The sequence below is a fragment of the Allobosea sp. NPDC055332 genome, from assembly GCF_053645455.1.
Genome location: NZ_JBSHMO010000002.1, coordinates 112,021 through 126,191, shown reverse-complemented (window position 1 = coordinate 126,191; position 14,171 = coordinate 112,021). Strand labels below are relative to the sequence as shown.

The following is a 14,171-nucleotide window of genomic DNA, read 5'->3' as shown; positions in this document are numbered from 1 at the left end:
TTATGCGCAAAGTTTCACGCTCTGGCCGGTTCGCGTCACCTCGCCCGTCTCAACGAGCCGGTCCAGCGCGCCATTTACCGTTCGCGTATCAACCTTAGACACGCCTCGCTGCCGCAACAGGACAGACCTGGCCAGAACGCCCCCCTTGGCGCGCCTGAGGGCTGCCAGGATCGACTTCATCACAGCTTCGAACTCAGAACCCGACATGAACTCGGCGATGCCGCGGTCAAGGCAGTCGATGGAGCGCTGGACGATTGCATAGCCCCACTCGACGTCGTCCAACGTCACGCGCGCCGCCTTACCATCGCGAGAAAGCGCTCGTAGCGTCGCAAATTTCTGCGTCTGTTCAGCGGCACGGCCAACGATGCCTTCATGGCCGCTACGCTCTTCGATCTGAGCAATCTGCCAGTCCTCAATCCAAAGCCAGCGCTGCTTGGCCTCTTCCGTCGCCCACGGCACCGCCGCCATCTTAGGGCGCTGGTTAGGGTCGCGGTACGCTGCGCCAGCAAAACCCGATGGACGCGCGCCCTCTTCGGCCTGCTTGACGGCCGCAACCAATGACGGTGGCGCGGTCATGATCGGTTCCGCCTCTTGCCTGTCCGGCATCTCGGTCGCATGGATAACAGTCATGCGGTTCAGGAAGCCGTCGCTAAGGTTGGCTTCCGTAAGTCCGTCATAGAACGTCGTAGGCGTCGTCACCGACATTAGCGTCAGCGTCGGGCAGTGAAGCGGCTCCGGGTCGGGCCGCTTAGGGTCGGAGAATTGCTTACCCATCCACATGTCAGTGGATAGCGAATAGACCTCAAGCAGAGCTCGGCGCACGGTCTGCGACCAGCTCGAGCTATTGCGTCCGTTCACCGACTGCATCAGCAAGCCGAACTCGTCCAGCGGCAGGACCTGGCTAGGAAGCTTTCGCAGCATCCGTTCAATCGCGGAGTCGGACGTCGGCACACCTGCGGCAACCATGTGCAGCATATTGCAGTCGTTCGCTATCGTTCGGAGCGCCTTGAGCGGATGCCCCTTGCCGAGAGCCGACGCGCCCAGACCGACAAGGTACACGTTCAACCCAACACCGGTCGGACCAACGAACCTCCGACCGTACAGCCCCGCGGCGAATGCCACCGCCGTCATCATGGCGAACTCAGGGACGGGCCGCCGCCCCGTTTCGAGCGTCCAGCGCGCTACGGCCTCGATAAGCCCGCCCGCCGAGCGCGGCGGAAACGGGTCGACCGTGCTGCGGGGGGCGCCCACTTCTTGCGGCTGGGCCGGCGGCGGCGGCGCTGCGGAAGCTGCCTCCTTGTCCTTCTCCGCTGCCACCTTCGGGAACCAAGGCTCTAGCCCGTACAGCGCAGGCTCGTTGTACCCAATGCGAGCACGCAGCCAGTCGTCGGCATAGTCCAAGCCGCAGCCCAAAGCCTTCATCACGACGTCCAGCGGCGTGTAGCCGCGGTCCCCGTCATGGAAATCCATGATTCCGGTTGTCGTGATTTTCAGGTTCGGAGCGCGCTCGTGAAGAGGTCGGCCACGGTTCGACGGACGCCAGAACGGAACGGCTACAAAGCCCTTCGGCGTACGCTTGAGCTTAGGAAGGTCCAGAAAAGGAACCCACTTGTCTAGGTCGGCAAGTGCCCGGTCGTTGACCTCGCGCCAAATGCTATGGCCGTAGCCTTCCACAGACGGCGCGACCGCGTGTTGCGGCGCATAACCATGCGGCGCCAACACGGCGGCGATCTGCTCCGCGATGTCGTCAGGCAGCAAAGGCAAATCTTCCGGCGCCGTATTCAACAGCGTCTCGTCGGTAAGCCAGACGTAGGGGCGTCCCGTGTCCGGATGGATCGTCGGCGGCACAACGGTCTGCTTGCCGTGCGCCAGCAGGTCCAGCACGCGCTGATTGTTGATGTTGAAGGCAGCACTGCGGATAGCCGGCGAGCCGCGGTAGAACGCGGTAAAGCCTTTGTCGCCGCGCTTTTGGACATAGGACAGCGGCAGTACCGACGCGAGCGCGGAGCGCAGCTCGTCTGCGTCCGTGTCGACATCAACAGCAACCACACCGTTGCCGAGCGCGACGCAAATGCCAGCGTCGGGCCAGCGAGTCCAAGTCCTGAGCTCATAGTCGGTCGGCTTGCGGTCGCAATACTGCTGCCAGTCATTACGGCCGAACCACTGTCCTCCTATGATAGCGCCAGGCCGCTTTGAGCCAGGGCGGCAGGGGATGGCGTGATACCCCTGCTCGACGAGAGGTTCGCCATAGAGCGCATAAGGAGAGTCGGCGGGGGGCTTAGTGAACATGCGCAGGAACCTCGATAACCGGGATGTTGGCCGCGTTCGCACGGCGCACCATGTCTGCGGTGCCCTTGCCGCCGGGCGCCGCGACAACGACGTCTGGCTTGCCTTCGTCGAGCATTTGCTGATTGCGGATTGGTCCTGCTGCGCGCCCGTGCTTGCGCCAGTCGGCTGGGTACTCTTCGAAGGCGCACCAGTTCACGACGGCATATTCATCCGCCATGTGGTCCGCTCCAGTAGGGCACGCGCCATGAATAATGGTGACACCCGCAGGCAGCCAATTGCCGTATTCATCTTCTGGCGTGCGCGGGACGATCTTGTCCAACGTCGCGTAGAGCGCAGCACGATCCGCGTAATTCCTGCCGCCACAGACCAAAATGCGCATCAGAACGGCGCCCTCAATTCAGCAACCTGCCGGCGCAAGCTATCGCCAAACTCGCCGATGACGGTTTTCAGGAACGTCAGCCATTGCTCTTCAGTCAGGTCCGCCAAGTCCGTCTTGCCGATCTGGTCCAAGTACTCGCCCGCCTTTTCGCCGGCATCGGCCCGCGCCGTGAGCTCGTAGGGGTCAAACTTTCGCACCGTCCGGATCTCCGCGAGGTAAGGGATACAATCAGCGCAAACCCAGCGTGGATTGCCGCCAGGATTGCCAGCGCCGACTCCGACCGCGCGCCGCTTGCAGACGAAGCAATCGGCGGGGTCATTGACGTGCGGCCTAGGAGGCATGGCGCGCCAGTTTGTTGTCATTGGCGGCCTCCGCCGCCAAAAGGTCCAACAGCGCGCCGATCGCTGACTCGGCTTCGCCGCGTTCCGTACGACTAAGGGATCGGCGAACATCGTCAGCGCTACAGCCGTGCTGCAGTAACAGCGACATGGCGACCGCCGCGTCACGGCAGTTTACCTGCGCATCCGAGCCGACCTTGCCGTTGTCCAAAAAGACCTCGGCAAGGCGACCGTCTGGGTAGTGGCTGACCCTGGCAATGTACTCGCGCCCGGCGTGCCAGAAGGTGATGTTCTCAGACTCGCGGCGATTGGAGAGGCGTTCACGCGGCAAGAGATTGGTCCTTGGTGTTGTCGTTGGCGAATTTATTCGTCTGATTTCCCCAAGCGGTCCAACCCGGCCAAGACTGACGAGCGAACAGCTCGAGGTAAGGACCGGAGCAAAGAGCCTCGATGCGCTCGTATTGCTCGTCGGGTTTGCGGCTGTGCTCGCGACGCTGCGCGGTGATCTTAGAACGGACTCCCTTACTCTGTCGGCGCGGTTTGCCTCGTTTGAACAGGTGGCAAATCTCGACTTCCTGCCGGGTCCAATAACCCATGCCCATGCGGCCTTTGTCCCATACGAAGGCGACGGAGACCGGCTTGAAGCCCCAAGCCTCCGCGACGTCGAATGCCTCGCGCTGAAGATGCGAAACAGTCCACATGAACAGCAGACAGTCTTTTGCGGCCACGTCCGTAACTGGCAGCGCCGTGATGTCCGATAGGGACATCACGCTATACGGCTGCGCTCCGCGTGCTGGCGCGACGTTGTCGTTGGCGTAGGTCCGGAACGACCACGGTGGATCGGCTAATATCGCGCCGAACTTTCCAGCCGGTAGCGGCTCACTCCGCATGCACCGGCTCCTTTTGCTTAATCTCAAAACCGGCGTGCTGCAGCACCATCACGATCGCCGCAGCCAGGTGGGGCAACCCCAACGGTTGAGGGTTATTGACCAGAAATCTCAAGATTACGTCTGCTGGTGTCATATTTACTCCTGTTGTTCCGGTTGCGCGCCGCGCAACTAGAACGGAATGTCGTCGTCTAAAACTTCAGCCCATGGCGCATTGTCGTTGCTCGCTACGGGTATGTTGTCGTTCGCGGCGGGCTTACAGTCGACGATGTCCCAGAACTTACTTCCCGGCTTCGGCTTTATGCTTATCTCAGCCGTATCGCGAAGCTCTCCGGCGCGGCTTAGCCACTCATCCACTGAGGCAGGGAACGGCACGGCACCTCCGTGGCTTTTCCACCACCTGTCCGCCTTGCTCTTTGCGAACCCCGTGTGTTGCGGGCAAAGCCAGGTCTTGTAGAGCGTCAGCCCAGACGTGAATTCGGCGCGCACGCTGGGAAGGCCACCAAGCTTTTCGTGATACTTGAACTGCCTGCGGCGGACAGGGATCCACTCCGACGTCGTCACGCTCAAGATCGGCGCAGTGTCCGACCGGGCCTCAAACCGCGGCTTCTCCTCGATGTCGAACTCATGCCCACAGCAGGAGCACCGCCGTACCGATGCATGGTTGATTTCGAAGCAACTAGGGCAAACTTTGATCGGCGCCTCGCCTTGGCCCTTACCGGGGCGGCGCGGCTCGATCATATCAACCGGCCCGTGCTCTTTGATGTTGCCAGCGAAGTCCATGTAGCGGCAGTTTGGCTTGATGTGCCCCGCGATCGCGGCACGGCGCGCCGCCGCATCCACGGCCTCGGGGTTGAAGCCGGGCGGGTAAACGACACGTGTGCCGCGGCCGGCGCGCTGAACGTACCTGGCCGCCGACATGGTGCGGTAGCAATCGACGATAAGGTCGACGCCGACGATGTTCGTGCCGGTGGAGAGCACATTATCGTTGACCAGACCCCACAGTTCGCCTGACTTCAACGCCTCGATGAGCTTACGGCGCTCGCCCGCTGGCGTGCCGCCGTGCACCACCTCAACGGCGCGCCCGGCCAGTTGGAAGGCGTCGCGCATGCGCTTGGCGTGCTCGACGCCACGAGTGAAGATCAGCGACTTCCTGCGCGCGCCTTCAACGTCCAGCACTTCCTGCACGACGCGCTGGTTCAGGTCGTCGGTGTCCACTGCCTCGCGGTAGTCGCTGAACTTGTAGTCGCCCATCGACTTGCTGACGCCAGCAACATCGTAGTTGGTGCTGAGCGGCTTGCTCGAGAGCGGGGTAAGGTAGCCGTCGTCCACGCCCTGGCGGATGGAATAGGTGTAGACTACTCTGTCAAAAAGCTTGTCGTCGCCTTCGTCCAAGCGGCCGGAGTCAAGGCGATAGACCGTGGCGGACAGGCCAACGATTTTCAGGTCAGGGTTGATCTCGCGCAGGCCATCGATGAACTGCCGGTAGATTGCGTTCTCTTTGTTGGGCACTAGGTGCACTTCGTCGATCGCCAGCACATCGACGTGGCCGATTTCCGCGGCTTTGTTGTAGATCGACTGGATTTGCCCGAAGAGAACCTGCGCCTTGTAATCGCGACGGTTCGCGCCTGCGGCGGCGACACCGGCAGGTGCGAACGGGCACAGGCCAAGGAACTCGGCGTAGTTGCCAAGGACCAGCTCAATCACATGCACGACGTTGAGCAGGCGCAGATCGGGATAGTCCCGAATAAGCTCCTCGAACAGCGTTCCAAGCGTGATGGACTTACCCACGCCAGTCGCCATGTCGACCAGCGGGTTGCCGTCGGCTTCTTTCCAATAGTCAAAGATGCTGTCTACGGCTTCGCGCTGGTAGTAGCGGATGGGCATGATTGTCCTTCAAGGCTGTTGACATATAGGGCCATTGGCCCTATAAAGGAGTCACACAAGGAGAACGGCCATGACGCTTTATTTCACGCTGACCGCTGAAGACCGGGTTCTGGCCATCCACCAGACGGTTGCTGAAGCTCGGCAGTTCGTGGCTGGCTGGAAGGACCTTTCAGGCGCAAACCGCATTGCTTCGCGGATCGTGTCGGCTATCCGTGAAAACAAGTGCATCTATGCCCGCAGCGACCGCTTCAAGGTGAAGATGGCTACTGGCGAATTCGCTTTGTGAGGAACCGAGGCCATGGAACGTACCAACGCCCAAGCTCGCGCCGGAATTCCGATGACGGCCGATCAGGTCCGCGCAGGAATCGCCATGATGGAACGTCAAGGCACGAGCCTTGTCTCGCGCAAGGCCATGGCCGCTGCAGCCATCAGGCGAGCCAACGTCACCGAGGAGGGGCGGCAGGTTTGGCGTGAATACGCTGCGTCCCTGTGACGTCCGCCGACCTTGAACGCCGCGCCGCCGCGCTGTACGGGCCGGATTGGCAGTCTCCGCTGGCGCGGCGAGTTCATGTTGACGCGCGAACCGTTCGGCGCTGGAAGGCCGGTGACCGCGAAATTCCCGACTGGGTCGAGTGGGCCATTGGGATTCTAGAGCGCCATCCCGAAGAGCGTTAAGCTGCATGGCGGGCTTTTGCGTTGTCGTTGGCGGCGGGCAGTGGCAGGCCCATGCGACGCAGATGGCGAACGCGCAGCGCGGTGAAGTCGCCCCACAGGCGGGTGTCGGGGTAGTGGTGAGCAAGTACGCGGCGTGGGAACTTCTCGATTTCCGACAGAAGGCACGCGTGCCAGCCGAGGTTGTGCCAGGCAAGCGACGCGGCCTCAATGCCGGCGCAGACGGAAAGGAAGTAAAGCGTATTGTCGTTGTCAGCTTTCACGCGCTCGCCCCATCAATCCAAATACTGCCGTCCGCAAGGCGGTAAGTGACGGTGTCTTCGGCCTCGTCGAAGTCGACCTGCTCCCCCGCAACCATTCCGGGCACGAACAGATGCGTCGGACAGCCTTCCCTCTGCTCATCCAGACCCAGCGGCTTCTGCCAGCGGGCGCAGGACCAAGCCCCATCGCCGTGCCGCTCTGGCGAGGCGAACAAGCACGATCGGCACGTCACCCGTGGCATCGCGCCCTCATGGCAAACGCCTCGATGCCGGCACCAACCGCACTCGAACGCCATTTTGTGGTTCGGGTCTTCGTGCAGCCGCGCGGGCGGCTCGTCGTTGAAGATGATGCGCTCGGCTCGCGCCAGGGCACGCAAGCAGTAGTCGGCGTCGTACTCGACACGTTCAAAGTAACGCTCGTCGTCGTCCTTATTCGTGACCATGTACCCGGCCCGGCTGAGCCCCAGCGCGTGCATACCAACCTGGCACTGCGCGAAGTGGAGCGGCTTTGCCTTGCGGCAGCCGTCCTTCTTGATCTTGGCGAACGCCTTGGTGTTGGAACTCTTGAACTCCATCAGATGCTCGGTCTTGGGCGCCTCAACGATGCCGAGCGCCCGACCGTCGATCTTGCCGCGGACGTGTCCCGATGCGAGCCGGATACGCTCTTGCTGCCCCCACACCTCGACGCCGATGGCCTCAAGATCCGCCACCATGCGCTCTTCCCACATGTCGCCAGTGCGGAAGATGCTGACCTTACGGCCTTCGATGTCTTCCGGTGCCGAAGCCCAGCGCAGGTTGTAGTAGAGCGCGCGGTCACACGGATTGCCGATCTCCCCGACCGATATGCCGAGCGAGTCCCATTGCTCATTGGCCGCTTCGTAAGCAGCATAGATAGCCAGGACGGTCGGGCTAATCGTGGTGGTGGCGGGGAGGGTGGCCAAGGCGCGCCTGTAGAATGGAGGGAATGATTGCTGCGGCTACGCGCAGCAATGGATTAGTCGTAGTACCCCGGCGTCCAAGCACCGCCGATGCCAGCGGGCTTTGCTGACGCCTCCATCTGCGGAACATCGATCCCGTAGGCGTAAAACACTGGCTGGTGCTCTTGATGTACGTTGAACCGGGCGACCTCACTGCCATCTTTGTAGATGCGCAGTTCAAGCGGCCAACTAGCTTCCCAGCCGTCGTGATTGCCGTGGTAGTCTTCGGCTAGTTCGTCGGCGACCAGGACCCAATCCTCTCCATAGAGCTTCTGGTCATCCGGAAAGTCGAAGCGGCAGAACTCGCCGTGGTCAATTTCGTCATGCCCGGCGCTGTATTCGTAGTGCGGCATCGTCTCACCTCAGATTATGGCGCGTCCTTCAGGCGTTAGTTCAGCGAGCTTGCCTCTGATCGAAACCAACCCAGCCGCGCCGCAGAACGACGCGGTCATGGACTCGTTGTCGGCCAGGGAGGCGCAGCCCTTACGAACCAGCCGCAGGTACGACCGAACGGCGGTCTCTTCGACACGCAGCGGCTGGGCTCCGTACATCCGCGGAGCGTTGTCATTGGCCGCATTGCGCTCTGAGATGATGTGAGCGAGGGCTGACATCAAGCAGACGCGAAGGTCAGAGGCGGGAAGGTATCCGCCGCGCCGTTCTGGATTACCGGCAAGCCGCCCACGCTAACCTCAGGCGACCACTGCTGCTTTAACGGAACAACCTTGCCGTCGCCGATGGCACGCCGTCGCACTTCTTCCCAGTCAATCACAACCCCACCGCGCGCCTGAGGCGGCTTGGGATAAAGCACGTCCCAAATCTTGCGAGCGGTTTCGTCGTCGGCGCGGATAAAGAACGTGTGCGGATTGGCGAAAAAGCCATCCTTCTGCTTATCATTCAGGAACGGCAGTTGTTCCCATTCGACATTCATCAATTTGCGAAGGAAGTTGTGCGCAAATTCAAAGGTCATCGGCCCATCTCCTTGTTGTATTCCCGCAGGCACGCCACCGAGCTCGACCATTTAGGTCGCGTCATGCGCTCAACGATCGTCGGATAATCCTGCACTGGCGCGCTACGCAGCGCCTCGTGCAGGTCTTCGTCTGGCATAATGCCGCGGAGCTTGAGTTCGTCTTCAAAGTCGTCGTCGTCGCATTCTTTGAAGACCTCACGAACATCGACACTCGCCTGGACATAGACTGTGCTGTAGGCCATCAGATCACCCGCATCGGCATCAGGACGCAGAGCAGGGGCCCGCACGCATCAATCACGGCCGGACTCCCCGGCTCGTTCAGCCGCAGCAGCACGCTTTCATCACTGAACGTACCCAGCACGTCGCGTAGGTACGAGGCGTTGAACCCAATCTCCAAAGGCTCTGCGTCGTAGCCTACGGCGAGCTCGTCTTCGGCTGAGCCTTCGTCGCTTTTTACGGAAAGGGACAAGGCGCCGTCCGCAAACGAGAGCTTCACGGACCGGCCGCGCTCGCTCGAGATCGTCGACACGCGATCGGCTGCGGCAAACAAGGCGGCGCGATCGACTGACGCTACCTTGGCGTTATCGCGGGGAATGACGCGCTGATAATCTGGGTAGGTCGCGTCAATGACCTTAGACACAACCTCAAGCGCGTCCGACACAAAGCGAACTTTCGTGCTGGAAATGCTGACGTCGATCTCGCCGGGCGGTACTAGGCCAACGACTTTGCGTGGGACGATGACGCCGGCAAAATCCGAAACCTCGTTACCGTCATGCTGCGCCAGGCGATGCCCATCCGTCGCCACGGCCCGAAGTTTGCCGTCAACGGCGTGCAAGTAGATCCCGTTCAGATAGAAGCGGGTCTCTTCCGTCGAGATGGCGAACGAAACCGGCTTGAACAGCGCAGCTAGATCGGTTGTGAACGCGGTCGTGAACTCGCCAACGGTGATGTCGGGGAAATCTTCCGCAGGTAGCGTCGGGAGCTTGAACCGGCTACGGCCCGATTTCACTATCAGGTTGTTCGGCTCGACACTCACCGAGATGTCGGAGCCGGTAGGAAGCTTGCGAACGATGTCGCCTAGCTTGCTTGCGGACACCGTAACGACTCCGCCTTCAGCAACCTTAGCCGCGCCGCGGTTCGTAATCCGGATATCAAGATCCGTGCCCGTGACGCTGACCGTGCCGTCAGTGACGCCGTCAGCGGATGGGGCAACATTGAGCAAAACATTACCCAGAACGGGGATCGTGTTGCGTGACTCGACCACCTTCGTGACCGGGCCCAATAGGCGCAGCAGTTCGCTGCGCTCGAAAGACGCGCGCATTGGGTGTTCCTTGGAAAAGTGGGTGAGGACGGCGCCGAAGCGCCGCTTAGCCGTACATGCTACAGAGCAACCACTTGGGCTCTGCGTCTTCGATGCCGTGGTCGGCGCACCACGCCTTGAAGGCTTCTACCTTCTCTGGATCCACCGACAGCGTCTCGATTTCCGTCACGTATCCGCGAGATACCCGGCTCTCCGTGCCACGAACCGCCAAAATATGCATCGGATAGTCGTAGCTGCAGTATCTGGTCAGATCGGCGGGGCACTTATCCCGGTAATCACTTTGAGCGTTGAAAGAGTGGCCATCTTCGCCCCAAGTTGGCAGGCCACTCTGTTCGTCAAGGAACTCGTCCATGTCATCGTGAGAGCCAAGAAATTCTGGCTTTTCGTCTCCAAGATCGATGCCGTAGACAAGCAGGCCGTCGCTTGAAACGCCCATCACGCGGCCTCCTTCGCTTTATAATCGGCCTCGTCAGCAGTCGCCTTGGCTTCCGCCCAAGCGACTACGACTTCCGTAATCTGGCCCTCGTCTTTCGCGTAGAGCCAGGCCGTGTAGTAGGAACCCCAGCCGCTATAGAAGACATTGTCGGCAACGTAGCGACGGCATGGCGCGGCGGCCTGCACAAGAAAGCCGTTCGTCCGACACAACGCTTCGGCCACTTCAGAAGGATCCGAGCCTTCGCCGACGAACCTCTTAAGGCACGGAAGTGCCTTAATCAGCGGGTCGGTGGCCTCGTCCGGAAAGTCGTCGTCAACGAAATCCTCGAATGCCTGTGGCAAACCCTCTTGGTCTGCGACGGCACCGGGGATCCAGATGATACTTTCTACGCGAGCGCCAGCGTCGAACAGCTGTGCAGCATAGTTCTCCATCTTCACCCCCGCTCATTCGTGACTTTGATGCCGCGGGGCAGATTGCCTTTGAGCTTGCGATAGTCGCGCGCCGCGCTTAGCAGGGCGTCAGCGACCTTGGCCGGCACCGAGCCCCCCAGCGCAATCAAGTCGCCAAGCACCAACGGCGCGTCGACCACCTCCAAGACCTCGCTGGTGCGCAGGGTGAACGCACGCCCCAACCCGCCGCCGATACGCGCCTTGACGTCGCGTTCAGCCCGAGCGGCTGCCAGGCTGACTACCTGATAGTCACGAAACGCGTCGTCGGCCTCGCCGATCGCGTCACCGACGTCGGTGAACTCGCCTTCCTTCGCGTTGGCAATGGCTTCCTGCTCTTTGGCTTCAGCCTCGCGAGCTACACGCTCCGCCTCACGCGCCGCAACACGTAGCGCCTCGGCTTCCGCAGCCTTGCGCCGTTCCTCCGCCAGGGCGAATGCCGCCATGCGGGACTGCAGTTCGTCTTTCAGCTTCGTCAAAGGATCCCGAACTTCCTTGAAGCCGGCGTTGATACCCTTGACTTGCTCGTTCAGCGGGCGGACCTGACTGTCGCGGTCATCCTCCATTTCGTCCAAGGCAATCTTAGCCCTGTCCCAAAAGAGTTTCGCGTCTCGTGCCGAGTCTTCGTTTCCGATAACCGGTGTTTCCGCAAGGAAACCAGAGACTTCCCGGTAAGTTGACCACGCATTGTCCTTCGTTGTCGGCGGTTCATTATTCCCCGGAACCGCACGGGGGTTGTGCGCGTTGTCGACCTGCGCCATATAGCGCGCTCCTTTGCTACGGTAAGGGGGATACGGGCGGTGGCAGCTATCTGCCAGGACTGGTGCCACCGCCCGTGGTCGTTACTTCTTAGACCAGGGTTTTGCCTTGGCCGGAGCCGCAGCTGCGGCTTGGCGATTGTCGTTGCTGGGCTGACGCTGAGCCGGAGCCGCGGCGCCGCGGTCAAAGATATACTCCTTGACCGTGTTGTTGGTTTTGCCGGTCTTCCTGCTGGTGTACTGGCCGATTTTCACCTGAAACGGCTTGAAGTGAAGTTCCTCGGTGTCCTGCGGATTGAGGACACCGACCGCCCGGCGAAGAGCCGCGAAGTCGCTCTGACCGCGCTCCTGGCGCTTATCGTCATCGTGCTCAAGATCCATCCAGATGTAATAGATGCGCTGATCGTACTCGCCACCGACAACCTGAGCCTTAAGCGACAGCGACATGCCGTCGCCGTCCTGATTGGCGTCATAGCTGCTTTCGACGATCTCCAAGGTATAGGTGTCGTCAGGCAGCAACGAAAAGCCAGAACTCGGCTCGGCATCCGGATTATACGAACCTGCAATACTCGCCATTTTGGGCAACACTCCATCGTTTACCGCCGCAGCGGTATTGTTTATCCCCGATTGACAGTTCAGTTAGGCCCCCAAGGCCGCCGCTTTTCTTCTTAAGGCAGTCGTTGCCGCCCATTTTTTAATCGTTACAAAACGTTTGCACACGAGCAAGTGATTTTTTGCAACTTGCATACAATTCCCGCACAAACGTTCGTTATCCAGTCAATTTTCGTAATGAATGGACACCGCAACAGCCAAGTTGACGTTACGGAATCTCGCCGAACTTAAGCGGCCTCTTGCAACTCCTTCGGCAGATACTTAGCGATTGCCGTGAAGCCCTCACCGCGTTTGAACGGGATAGTCGGCTCGTCGATGTCGTAACGGTTGCCGGCGATGAAGCCAGGCCGCTCCTGCACTGCAATGACGATGTCCCCGCCTCCCGCGCCGCGCTTATTAGTTTTCTTGAAGCCGGCGTCTTCCTTCACGATGGAAACGCGCTGGTGCAGAAAGCCGATGATGTCACTGGCATCGACAATCAGGCCGACGGCTTCGTCGCGCAGGTTCGGCATATAACGCGGGTAGGAGTCGGTCGTGACACCCGGCACGGTCTTGGCCTTCACGTGGCAGATAATCACCACGTAATAGCCGGCCAGTTTCAGCTTCAACGCTTTACTGACGAACTCGCGCCAAATGGTGGACTCGGCAGCGTAGCCCTTGCCAAAGCCAGGCTCCTCGATGTCCTTCCACCCGTTACGGGCACACGCCTCGTTGCGAATGTGGATCTCAAGCCCGTCCCCAGCGTCCAGAACGAACGTCTTGCGGTCGTGGTCGCCCTCCAGCATCCAGTCCATCTGGTCGATGACGTCGGAATAACTCTCCGACACACCAAAAGACATCATTTCAACGCCAGCCGGAGCGCGCTCGCCCTCTCCGGTTCGGCAATAGTACGGTGCGGGAAACTCCCCGGCCAAAGTCGTCTTGCCGGACTTGGCGCCAGCGTAAATCAGCACCATCGGCGGATATACGTCGTTCGCCTTTTTAAGTCCGGCGGCCCAGTCAAGTGCCATTTTTGCTCCTTGCTAAGGCTACGGCGCCATACGTGCCGTAGCTTGTGGAAGTTGGGCGTGTGATCAGGCGGCAAGCTTGGCGCGGAGTTCACTCAGGCGCTGCTCGAGTTCGTCAATCTCGGCGAGAATGGGCGCGTTGTCGTTCGCTGCCTTGGTCGTGCCTGGGGGGACGATGGTTAGCTGCAGATCCGAGCGCCAGTCCCAATTTTCTTCATTGTCGCCGACAAAGCCGACCTTGAACTGCAGCATGTCGCTACCATCATCGTACAGCACGATCGCGATATCGCCGTCGTCGGTACGGACCCAATCACCAACCTTGATGGTGGCTGGCTCTTCGACGGCGTCGGCGATCAGAGTGAGCTCGTCGTCGTTGTAAGAAAGATTGCCACCATAATTATCAATGGCGACGTCCAATTTGCCCCGGCGATTATATGCCGGACCTGTGATTGTGCCTGTGCCGTACTTGGCTTCGGCGCTGCTAAACTCACTGCAGTTCAACCGAACCCTATCGCCCGCCTTGAACGTTGCGGTTGCCGGGGCAACGGCAACGGGCTCGTCCACCCATTCGGCGATGAGGTCGTCGTCGCTGAGGCCGATGCAAGACTTGCCATCGAGCGTCAGCCAATGTTCACGACCGTCGCTGGAGTCGTGGCAGAACGGATAGGTCGTGTCGGACTCATCGTGCTTCGTAACCTTCACCTTCCGACCGTCGCGCGTCTTGTAGTAGCGGCCCGCCTGGATGGTGAAAACAGGTTCGAAGTATTTGGCGCCAAGCCCGTTCTCGTCGCCTTCGTCGTCCGAGACGACGCCTAGGCGGTCACCGTCTGCGTCATAGTAGCGAACAACGTACTCATTTCCCTTGGTGAACTGGTAAGGGTAATCCTCGACGCAACGCACCCGATCACCAACCTTAAACTTGCTCATTTTCCCCT

The 14,171-nt window shown here is 60.5% G+C and carries 21 protein-coding genes; 2 read left to right on the top strand and 19 right to left on the bottom strand.

Features of this window, described 5'->3' with window-relative positions; all coding sequences use genetic code 11:
• From ACWIGM_RS09135 to ACWIGM_RS09105, 7 genes are read right to left on the bottom strand one after another with little or no spacing between them, the layout of a single operon-like run.
• On the bottom strand, positions 1-2,289 hold the full coding sequence (locus ACWIGM_RS09135) for a bifunctional DNA primase/polymerase (protein WP_454025624.1): 2,289 nt from the start codon (positions 2,287-2,289) through the stop codon (positions 1-3).
• Positions 2,279-2,668: a DUF2493 domain-containing protein gene (locus ACWIGM_RS09130; RefSeq protein ID WP_454025623.1), complete on the bottom strand. Its 390-nt coding sequence runs from the start codon at positions 2,666-2,668 to the stop codon at positions 2,279-2,281. Before ACWIGM_RS09130 ends, ACWIGM_RS09135 begins: the two co-directional genes overlap by 11 nt.
• Entirely contained in the window at positions 2,668-3,030 is a 363-nt protein-coding gene (locus tag ACWIGM_RS09125; protein WP_454025622.1) for a DUF6511 domain-containing protein, read from the bottom strand. Before ACWIGM_RS09125 ends, ACWIGM_RS09130 begins: the two co-directional genes overlap by 1 nt.
• Entirely contained in the window at positions 2,999-3,337 is a 339-nt protein-coding gene (locus ACWIGM_RS09120) for a TSCPD domain-containing protein (protein WP_454025621.1), read from the bottom strand. Before ACWIGM_RS09120 ends, ACWIGM_RS09125 begins: the two co-directional genes overlap by 32 nt.
• Entirely contained in the window at positions 3,327-3,896 is a 570-nt protein-coding gene (locus tag ACWIGM_RS09115) for an MT-A70 family methyltransferase (protein ID WP_454025620.1), read from the bottom strand. Before ACWIGM_RS09115 ends, ACWIGM_RS09120 begins: the two co-directional genes overlap by 11 nt.
• Positions 3,886-4,029 (bottom strand): hypothetical protein, encoded by a 144-nt coding sequence (locus ACWIGM_RS09110; RefSeq protein ID WP_454025619.1) that lies wholly within the window; start codon positions 4,027-4,029, stop codon positions 3,886-3,888. The genes ACWIGM_RS09115 and ACWIGM_RS09110 overlap by 11 nt, the downstream gene beginning before the upstream one ends.
• A gap of 35 nt (positions 4,030-4,064) precedes the next feature.
• On the bottom strand, positions 4,065-5,780 hold the full coding sequence (locus ACWIGM_RS09105; protein WP_454025618.1) for a DEAD/DEAH box helicase: 1,716 nt from the start codon (positions 5,778-5,780) through the stop codon (positions 4,065-4,067).
• A gap of 70 nt (positions 5,781-5,850) precedes the next feature.
• Between ACWIGM_RS09105 and ACWIGM_RS09100 the strand changes: the two genes are divergently transcribed.
• Positions 5,851-6,066 (top strand): hypothetical protein, encoded by a 216-nt coding sequence (locus ACWIGM_RS09100; RefSeq protein ID WP_454025617.1) that lies wholly within the window; start codon positions 5,851-5,853, stop codon positions 6,064-6,066.
• A gap of 12 nt (positions 6,067-6,078) precedes the next feature.
• Positions 6,079-6,273, top strand: a complete 195-nt coding sequence (locus ACWIGM_RS09095) for a hypothetical protein (protein ID WP_454025616.1) — start codon at positions 6,079-6,081, stop codon at positions 6,271-6,273.
• Positions 6,274-6,451: 178 nt separating this feature from the next.
• Here the strand turns inward: ACWIGM_RS09095 and ACWIGM_RS09090 are convergent, their stop codons facing one another.
• From ACWIGM_RS09090 to ACWIGM_RS09035, 12 genes are all read right to left on the bottom strand, one after another.
• Positions 6,452-6,715, bottom strand: a complete 264-nt coding sequence (locus tag ACWIGM_RS09090; protein WP_454025615.1) for a hypothetical protein — start codon at positions 6,713-6,715, stop codon at positions 6,452-6,454.
• Entirely contained in the window at positions 6,712-7,653 is a 942-nt protein-coding gene (locus ACWIGM_RS09085) for an oxidoreductase (RefSeq protein WP_454025614.1), read from the bottom strand. Before ACWIGM_RS09085 ends, ACWIGM_RS09090 begins: the two co-directional genes overlap by 4 nt.
• A gap of 53 nt (positions 7,654-7,706) precedes the next feature.
• Complete coding sequence (locus tag ACWIGM_RS09080; RefSeq protein ID WP_454025613.1) at positions 7,707-8,042, bottom strand: hypothetical protein; 336 nt, start codon at positions 8,040-8,042, stop codon at positions 7,707-7,709.
• Between the two features lie 257 nt (positions 8,043-8,299).
• Positions 8,300-8,656 carry a hypothetical protein gene (locus ACWIGM_RS09075; RefSeq protein ID WP_454025612.1) on the bottom strand — a complete coding sequence of 119 codons (357 nt, stop codon included), beginning with the start codon at positions 8,654-8,656 and terminating at the stop codon, positions 8,300-8,302.
• Positions 8,653-8,898 carry a hypothetical protein gene (locus ACWIGM_RS09070; RefSeq protein ID WP_454025611.1) on the bottom strand — a complete coding sequence of 82 codons (246 nt, stop codon included), beginning with the start codon at positions 8,896-8,898 and terminating at the stop codon, positions 8,653-8,655. The genes ACWIGM_RS09075 and ACWIGM_RS09070 overlap by 4 nt, the downstream gene beginning before the upstream one ends.
• Positions 8,898-9,977, bottom strand: coding sequence for a DNA polymerase III subunit beta (dnaN, locus tag ACWIGM_RS09065; protein WP_454025610.1), 1,080 nt, complete (start codon positions 9,975-9,977; stop codon positions 8,898-8,900). Before dnaN ends, ACWIGM_RS09070 begins: the two co-directional genes overlap by 1 nt.
• Positions 9,978-10,023: 46 nt before the next feature.
• A complete protein-coding gene (locus ACWIGM_RS09060) occupies positions 10,024-10,413 on the bottom strand; it encodes a hypothetical protein (RefSeq protein WP_454025609.1) in 390 nt (129 codons plus the stop codon).
• Positions 10,413-10,844 (bottom strand): hypothetical protein, encoded by a 432-nt coding sequence (locus ACWIGM_RS09055; protein WP_454025608.1) that lies wholly within the window; start codon positions 10,842-10,844, stop codon positions 10,413-10,415. Before ACWIGM_RS09055 ends, ACWIGM_RS09060 begins: the two co-directional genes overlap by 1 nt.
• Before the next feature lie 2 nt (positions 10,845-10,846).
• The gene (locus tag ACWIGM_RS09050; RefSeq protein ID WP_454025607.1) at positions 10,847-11,620 is read right to left on the bottom strand and encodes a hypothetical protein; all 774 of its coding nucleotides are present in this window, start codon (positions 11,618-11,620) and stop codon (positions 10,847-10,849) included.
• A gap of 81 nt (positions 11,621-11,701) precedes the next feature.
• Entirely contained in the window at positions 11,702-12,193 is a 492-nt protein-coding gene (locus ACWIGM_RS09045) for a DUF669 domain-containing protein (protein WP_454025606.1), read from the bottom strand.
• Between the two features lie 263 nt (positions 12,194-12,456).
• The gene (locus tag ACWIGM_RS09040) at positions 12,457-13,239 is read right to left on the bottom strand and encodes an ATP-binding protein (protein WP_454025605.1); all 783 of its coding nucleotides are present in this window, start codon (positions 13,237-13,239) and stop codon (positions 12,457-12,459) included.
• A 63-nt stretch (positions 13,240-13,302) separates the two neighbouring features.
• Positions 13,303-14,163 (bottom strand): hypothetical protein, encoded by an 861-nt coding sequence (locus ACWIGM_RS09035; RefSeq protein ID WP_454025604.1) that lies wholly within the window; start codon positions 14,161-14,163, stop codon positions 13,303-13,305.
• Positions 14,164-14,171 lie beyond the last annotated feature (8 nt).

Bases quoted from the DNA above. Each gene is read 5' to 3' on its own strand.
- ACWIGM_RS09075 (WP_454025612.1), bottom strand. From the start codon at position 8,656: ATGACCTTTGAATTTGCGCACAACTTCCTTCGCAAATTGATGAATGTC.
- ACWIGM_RS09040 (WP_454025605.1), bottom strand. From the start codon at position 13,239: ATGGCACTTGACTGGGCCGCCGGACTTAAAAAGGCGAACGACGTATAT.
- ACWIGM_RS09125 (WP_454025622.1), bottom strand. From the start codon at position 3,030: ATGACAACAAACTGGCGCGCCATGCCTCCTAGGCCGCACGTCAATGAC.
- ACWIGM_RS09130 (WP_454025623.1), bottom strand. From the start codon at position 2,668: ATGCGCATTTTGGTCTGTGGCGGCAGGAATTACGCGGATCGTGCTGCG.
- ACWIGM_RS09080 (WP_454025613.1), bottom strand. From the start codon at position 8,042: ATGCCGCACTACGAATACAGCGCCGGGCATGACGAAATTGACCACGGC.
- ACWIGM_RS09060 (WP_454025609.1), bottom strand. From the start codon at position 10,413: ATGGGCGTTTCAAGCGACGGCCTGCTTGTCTACGGCATCGATCTTGGA.
- ACWIGM_RS09110 (WP_454025619.1), bottom strand. From the start codon at position 4,029: ATGACACCAGCAGACGTAATCTTGAGATTTCTGGTCAATAACCCTCAA.
- ACWIGM_RS09100 (WP_454025617.1), top strand. From the start codon at position 5,851: ATGACGCTTTATTTCACGCTGACCGCTGAAGACCGGGTTCTGGCCATC.
- ACWIGM_RS09045 (WP_454025606.1), bottom strand. From the start codon at position 12,193: ATGGCGAGTATTGCAGGTTCGTATAATCCGGATGCCGAGCCGAGTTCT.
- ACWIGM_RS09055 (WP_454025608.1), bottom strand. From the start codon at position 10,844: ATGGAGAACTATGCTGCACAGCTGTTCGACGCTGGCGCTCGCGTAGAA.
- ACWIGM_RS09070 (WP_454025611.1), bottom strand. From the start codon at position 8,898: ATGGCCTACAGCACAGTCTATGTCCAGGCGAGTGTCGATGTTCGTGAG.
- ACWIGM_RS09105 (WP_454025618.1), bottom strand. From the start codon at position 5,780: ATGCCCATCCGCTACTACCAGCGCGAAGCCGTAGACAGCATCTTTGAC.
- ACWIGM_RS09115 (WP_454025620.1), bottom strand. From the start codon at position 3,896: ATGCGGAGTGAGCCGCTACCGGCTGGAAAGTTCGGCGCGATATTAGCC.
- dnaN (WP_454025610.1), bottom strand. From the start codon at position 9,977: ATGCGCGCGTCTTTCGAGCGCAGCGAACTGCTGCGCCTATTGGGCCCG.
- ACWIGM_RS09095 (WP_454025616.1), top strand. From the start codon at position 6,079: ATGGAACGTACCAACGCCCAAGCTCGCGCCGGAATTCCGATGACGGCC.
- ACWIGM_RS09035 (WP_454025604.1), bottom strand. From the start codon at position 14,163: ATGAGCAAGTTTAAGGTTGGTGATCGGGTGCGTTGCGTCGAGGATTAC.
- ACWIGM_RS09050 (WP_454025607.1), bottom strand. From the start codon at position 11,620: ATGGCGCAGGTCGACAACGCGCACAACCCCCGTGCGGTTCCGGGGAAT.
- ACWIGM_RS09135 (WP_454025624.1), bottom strand. From the start codon at position 2,289: ATGTTCACTAAGCCCCCCGCCGACTCTCCTTATGCGCTCTATGGCGAA.